At 70.0% G+C, this 5347-nt stretch carries 5 protein-coding genes; 1 reads left to right on the forward strand and 4 read right to left on the reverse strand.

Annotation, left to right across the window (positions count from 1 at the left end):
- Nucleotides 1-227: 227 nt before the first annotated feature.
- The 4 genes from JYJ84_RS27645 to JYJ84_RS27660 form a co-directional block, all read right to left on the reverse strand.
- Nucleotides 228-1286, reverse strand: a complete 1059-nt coding sequence (locus tag JYJ84_RS27645) for an L-idonate 5-dehydrogenase (protein ID WP_174960398.1) — start codon at nucleotides 1284-1286, stop codon at nucleotides 228-230.
- A 10-nt stretch (nucleotides 1287-1296) separates the two neighbouring features.
- Nucleotides 1297-2253: a 2-hydroxyacid dehydrogenase gene (locus JYJ84_RS27650; RefSeq protein WP_175222953.1), complete on the reverse strand. Its 957-nt coding sequence runs from the start codon at nucleotides 2251-2253 to the stop codon at nucleotides 1297-1299.
- Between the two features lie 69 nt (nucleotides 2254-2322).
- The gene (locus JYJ84_RS27655) at nucleotides 2323-3771 is read right to left on the reverse strand and encodes an MFS transporter (protein ID WP_122944452.1); all 1449 of its coding nucleotides are present in this window, start codon (nucleotides 3769-3771) and stop codon (nucleotides 2323-2325) included.
- 149 nt (nucleotides 3772-3920) lie between these two features.
- A complete protein-coding gene (locus tag JYJ84_RS27660; RefSeq protein ID WP_122946597.1) occupies nucleotides 3921-4694 on the reverse strand; it encodes an SDR family NAD(P)-dependent oxidoreductase in 774 nt (257 codons plus the stop codon).
- A gap of 151 nt (nucleotides 4695-4845) precedes the next feature.
- On the opposite strand from JYJ84_RS27660, the gene JYJ84_RS27665 reads away from it, so the two are divergent.
- The coding region (locus JYJ84_RS27665) for a LysR family transcriptional regulator (protein WP_205189707.1) at nucleotides 4846-5347 on the forward strand (502 nt) is incomplete at its 3' end.

Genomic DNA, 5347 nt, shown 5'->3' on the forward strand with positions numbered 1-5347 from the left:
GGTAGCGCGTTTGCGCAGCACGACGAAAAAGGCACGCCCCGCAAACCGCGGGCGCGCTGATCGCGTTGTGGTTCGCGTCGCAGCGCGTCGGCGTGCGGCAGGTCACGCAGTGATGCCGTAGCGCGTTTGCGCAGCACGACGAAAAAAGGCACGCCCCGCGCACCGCGGGCGTGCCTTTTTTTACGATGGCGTCGAGACCGTCGCGCGAAAGCGCGAGACCGTGACCGTCAAGCAGCCACGTCCGCGAAGTCGATCAGCACCTTCATCGCACGCTGCCGGTCGCCGGCCAGTTCGAACGCGAGGTTCGCGTCGCGCATCGGGAACACGCGCGTGACGGCCGGCCGCAGGTCGACGCGCCCCGCGTTGATCAGCTGCACCGCGAGCGCGAATTCCGCGTGGAAGCGGAACGATCCGCAGATCGACAACTCCTTCGCGACCACGACGTTCTGCGGCAGGCTGACATCGCCGCCGAGCCCGAGCTGCACGACGACCCCGCGCGGACGCATCACGTCCAGCCCGTCGCGCAGCGCACGCGCATTGCCCGAACATTCGATCATCACGTCGAACGTGCCCTTGTCGGCGCCGTAACGCTCGACCCATCCGGTATCGACCGCCGCATTGATCGTGCGGTCGGCGCCGAGCGCGCTCGCCACTTCCAGCGGCGCCTCGACGACGTCGGTCGCGACGATCTCCGCCGCGCCATGCACGCGTGCCGCCGCGACCGCCAGCACGCCGATCGGCCCACAGCCCGACACGAGCACGCGCTTGCCGATCAGCGGGCCCGCGCGCGACACCGCATGCAGCCCGACCGCGAACGGTTCGGCGAGCGCCGCGAGCGACAGCGGCACGTGATCGGCAACCTTCACGCACTGCACGGCGTCGCACACGAGCGCGTTGCGGAAGGCGCCCTGCACGTGCGGCATCCGCATCGCGCTGCCGTAGAAGCGCATGTCGAGACACTGGTTCGGCAGCCCTTCGAGACAGTAGCGGCACGCGCCGCACGGCCGGCTCGGATTGACCGCGACGCGATCGCCGACCTTCACCGACGTCACGTCCGGCGCCACTTCCGCGACCGTGCCGGCCACCTCGTGGCCGAGCACCATCGGCTGCTGCAGCCGGATCGCACCGAAGCCGCCGTGCCGGAAGTAATGAAGATCGGAGCCGCAGATGCCGCCCATCGCGACATCGACGCGCACCTGGCCCGGGCCGATCTCGCCCGGATCCTGCTCTTCCACCCGCAGGTCGTTCGGCCCGTGGATCACGACGCACATGCAACGCATACGCATGACAGCCTCCTCAGGCGACCGGCGTGACCAGCGGCGCGCCGGCGAAGTGCGCGGCGAGGTTGTCGCGCACGAGCCAGCCCATCGCCTGGCGTGTCTCGATCGTACCGCTCGCATGGTGCGGCTGCAGCAGCACGTTCGGCAACGCGAGGAAACGCGGGTCGATGTTCGGTTCGTTCCAGAACACGTCGAGCGCGGCACCGGCAATCGCGCCACGCTCGAGCGCGTCGAGCAGCGCCGGTTCGTCGACGGTCGTGCCGCGCGACACGTTCACCAGATAGCCTTGCGGCCCGAGCGCATCGAGCACGGCGGCGTCGACGAGGTGGCGCGTCGTCGGCCCGCCCGCGAGCGTGACGATCAGCAGGTCGCACCAGCTGGCGAGCGCCGCAAGGTCGCCGAAGAAGCGGTGCGGGCTGTCCTCGCGCGGCGCGACGTCGAAGTAGCCGAGCTCGACGTCGAAGCCCGACAACCGGCGCGCGAGCGTCGAGCCGATCCGGCCGAAGCCGACCACGCCGACACGCTTGCCGTAAAGCCGCGTGACGAGCGGCATGTCGCCGTCGCGCCATGCGCCGGAACGCACATACGCGTCGCCGGCGCCGATGCGGCGCATCATCGCGAGCGCGAGCCCGACGCCGAGGTCGGCCACGTCGCCGGTCAGCACGTCGGGCGTGTTCGTCACGCGGATGCCACGTGCACGCGCGGCGGCGAGATCGATCGCATCGGTGCCGACGCCGTAGCACGCGATGATCTCGAGCTTCGGCAGCGCCGCGATCAGCTCGGCATTCGCGCCGAGATCGCCGCGCGTCGCGATCGCGCGCACGCCGGCGCCGTGTTCGGCGAGGAACGCCGCGCGGTCGGCGGCCTCCCACAACCGGTGGACGTCGTAGCCGGCCGACAGCCATGCGTCGTCCCACGGCTGGTAAGGGCCCGTCATCAGCAGTTCGGGCCGCTGGGTCGATTCGTGCGCCATCTGCGCTTGCTCCTGTCGTGGTCAGTTGAATGCGAAAGCGTGCCGGGCCGCGTCAGCCGCCCGGCGTGTTCATGCGTGCCGGGCGAGCGCATCGGCGTCCGGTGCCGGCGCCGCCTGCGCCGCGTCGAGCGGATCGTCGAGATCGCGGTTCAGCGTTTCCGGCATCCGCGACGTCGTGAACAGCGTGATCAGCGTCAGCAGCACCAGGTAGGCGGCGATCGGCACCCAGGCGCGCACGCCGGCCGTGTGGTCGCCGCCGTGCAGCGCGATCACGGTCGCGATGATCGTCGCGCCGACGAGCGGCGCGATCCCGCCCGCGAGCACGGCCGATACTTCGCGCGAGAACGACACGCCCATGTAGCGATGGCGCGCGCCGAACAGTTCGGGCAGCAGCGCGGCCTGTGCGCCGAGCATCCCCCAGTTCGCGAAGCCCTGCGCGACCGAGATCGCGATGACGCTCGCGACCACGTTCCCCTGGCTGAAGATCCACCACACCGGGAACGCGAGCGCGAGTTGCAGCCACGCGAACGTGCGATACACCCGCACGCGGCCGAAGCGGTCGCTCAGGCGCCCCGCCAGCGGCACCGTGCACGCGCCGACGGTCGCCGCGCACACCAGCGCCAGCGCGCCGATCGGCCCCTTCATCCCGATCACGCCGGCGAGATAGCTGACGGCGAGCGCCTGGTAGATCGACGAGCCGCCGTTCTCGGCCATCCGCAGGCCGATGCCGATCAGCAGCGAGCGCTTCGAATGCTGCACGGCGCTCTTCAGCGGATTCGCGAGGACCTGCGCACGCTTCTCGAGCCGCACGAAAGTCGGCGACTCGTGCAGCCGCACGCGCATGTAGATCCCGACCGCGACGATCACCGCGCTGAACAGGAACGGCACGCGCCAGCCCCAGCCGTCGGTGACGCGATCGATGTTCGCGAGCAGCAGGAAATAGACGGCCGCCGCGAGCACCGTGCCGAGCTGGATGCCGAGGAACGGCAGCGACGCATAGAAGCCGCGCTTGCCCGGCGGCGCATATTCGGTCATCAGCACCGCGGCGCCGGCCTGCTCCGCACCGGCACCGAGGCCCTGCAGGATGCGCAGCAGGATCAGCAGCGCGGGTGCCCAGTAGCCGGCCGTCGCGAAGGTCGGCAGCACGCCGATCAGCGTGCTCGCGACGCCCATCAGCAGCACCGTCGCGGTCAGGACGAACTTGCGGCCGATCCGGTCGCCGAGCACGCCGAACACGACGCCGCCGAGCGGGCGCACCGCGAAGCCGACGAAGTAGGTGCCGAAGCTCGCGATCAGCCGCATCTCGGCGGTCTGCGCGGGAAAGAACAGCGGCCCGAACACCAGTGCCGACGCGAGCGTATACAACGCGAAATCGTAGTATTCGAGCGCGCTGCCGAGCGAGCAGGTCCATGCCGCGCGGTTGAGCTGCTTCGTGTCGACGCCGCGGCGCTCGACGGTGTCACCCGGCGTGCCGGACCCTGCATCGTGCCGCGCGGGCGGCGGGGAAATGCGATCCATCGTTGTCTCCTGTCTCCTGCCTTCCGTTCCGGAACCCGGCGCCATCGCGCCGGGACATCGGCCCGCTCGTCTGGCGGGCTCTTCTGGGAATTCGGATGCCGGCGCGAGCCGGCGCGACGGTGCTGCGCACACGGCGCAAGCACCGTCGCTCAGACGGCGCTGGTCAGCCCGCCGTCTACGAACAGCGTCTGGCCGTTCACGAAATCGGATGCGGCCGACGCGAGGAAGATCGCCGCACCGCACAGCTCGTCGACGCGTCCCCAGCGGCCGGCCGGCGTGCGCTTGCACAGCCAGTCCGAGAACGCCGCGTCGTCGACCAGCGCGCGATTCAGTTCGGTTTCGAAATAGCCGGGCGCAAGGCCGTTCGCCTGGATGCCGTGGCGCGCCCAGTCGGCGCACATCCCTTTCGTCAGCATCCGCACCGCGCCCTTGGTCGCCGCATACGGCGCGATCGTCGGCCGCGCGAGCTCGCTCTGCACCGAGCAGATGTTGATGATCTTCCCGCGGCCGCGCGCGATCATGTGGCGCGCGACGGCCTGCGCGACGTTGAACACGCCGTCGAGGTTCACGCGCATCAGCGCCTGCCAGTCGTCCGGCTCGAATGCGTCGAGCGGCGCGCGGCGCTGGATGCCCGCGTTGTTCACGAGGATGTCGATCGCGCCGATGCGCGCCTCGAAATCGTCGATCGCCGCGCGTACCTGCGCGTGCTCGGTGACGTCGAACACCGCGTAGTCGGCCGTGAAGCCTTCCTCTCGCAGGTGCCGCACGAGCGTCGCGGCCTTCTCCTCATTGCGATCGTTGATGACGATCGCCGCCCCTGCTTCGGCCAGCCCGCGGGCGAGCGTCAGCCCGATCCCGCGTCCGGAACCCGTGATCAGTGCGCGGCGGCCGTCGAGGCGGAACCGGTCAAGCGCGTTGGTCATGTGTGTCTCCTCATACCAGTCGAGCCGACGGCCCATCGCGGCCGGTCTCGTGTTGACGGTATCTTCGGCCGCCGGCCGGGCGCCGCGCCAATGGTCTTTTTTGATCCGGTTATCATGGAATCTGATTACCACCCTCGCCTGCCCGCCGCCCATGGAACTCAAGCAATTGCGCGCCTTCGTCACGCTCGCGGAAGAGCTGCATTTCGGGCGCGCCGCGCAGCGCCTGTTCATCGTGCAGCCCGCGCTGAGCATGCAGATCAAGGCGCTCGAGGAAGAGCTCGGCGCGCGCCTGTTCGAGCGCGACCGGCACAAGGTCGAACTGAGCGATACGGGGCGCGTGTTCCTGCCCGAAGCGCGCGCCACGCTGCAGCAGGCCGCGCGCGCGGAACAGATGGCGCGGCTGTCGAGCCGCGGCGAGATCGGCACGCTGCGAATCGCGTTCGTGTCGTCGGTGCTGCCCGTGCTGCTGCCGGCCGTGCTGCGCACGATGCGCGAGCGCTATCCGCTGATCACGCTCGAACTGAAGGACCTGCCGACGCCCGACCAGATCGCCGCGCTGCGCGACCGGCGGATCGATTTCGGGATGATCCGGCTGCCGGCCGCGTATGCGGGCATCGACACGCGCGTGGTGCTGGAGGAAGGCTTCGTCGTCG

It is taken from the genome of Burkholderia sp. LMG 13014 (assembly GCF_905232215.1).
In the GTDB taxonomy this organism is placed as follows: domain Bacteria; phylum Pseudomonadota; class Gammaproteobacteria; order Burkholderiales; family Burkholderiaceae; genus Burkholderia.

Excerpts from the sequence above, each read along its gene's own strand:
- JYJ84_RS27645 (WP_174960398.1), bottom strand. The coding sequence starts at position 1,286 with ATGCGTATGCGTTGCATGTGCGTCGTGATCCACGGGCCGAACGACCTG.
- JYJ84_RS27650 (WP_175222953.1), bottom strand. The coding sequence starts at position 2,253 with ATGGCGCACGAATCGACCCAGCGGCCCGAACTGCTGATGACGGGCCCT.
- JYJ84_RS27655 (WP_122944452.1), bottom strand. The coding sequence starts at position 3,771 with ATGGATCGCATTTCCCCGCCGCCCGCGCGGCACGATGCAGGGTCCGGC.
- JYJ84_RS27660 (WP_122946597.1), bottom strand. The coding sequence starts at position 4,694 with ATGACCAACGCGCTTGACCGGTTCCGCCTCGACGGCCGCCGCGCACTG.